At 47.0% G+C, this 268-nt stretch carries 1 protein-coding gene; it reads left to right on the top strand.

What is annotated here, in order from left to right:
• Positions 1-268: ECF-type riboflavin transporter substrate-binding protein (locus SB658_RS24370; protein WP_410602940.1), on the top strand; the 268-nt coding region annotated here is incomplete at both ends.

The following is a 268-nucleotide window of genomic DNA, read 5'->3' as shown; positions in this document are numbered from 1 at the left end:
CACTGATTGGGTTTATTGGTCATCTCATTAAAGATGCTACTACATTCGGCCCTTGGTGGAGCTGGATTATCGTTTCAGGTGTTGTTGGGTTATTGATCGGCTTCATTTCGAACCGTCTAAAAGTAGAAGAGGGCGACTTTGGCTGGAAAAAAATCACGCTCTTCAACGCCGTACAAGCCGGCGCACAAGCATTGGGCTGGTTTGTCATTGCCCCTGTACTCGACATTGTGATCTCTGCAGAACCTGCGAACAAAGTCTTTGTTCAAGG

The organism is Bacillus sp. SIMBA_008 (genome assembly GCF_046535495.1).
GTDB classification, from domain to species: Bacteria; Bacillota; Bacilli; order Bacillales; family Bacillaceae; genus Bacillus; species Bacillus subtilis.
The sequence above is the reverse complement of the archived record's forward strand: the minus strand, read 5'-3'. Positions and strand labels throughout refer to the sequence as shown.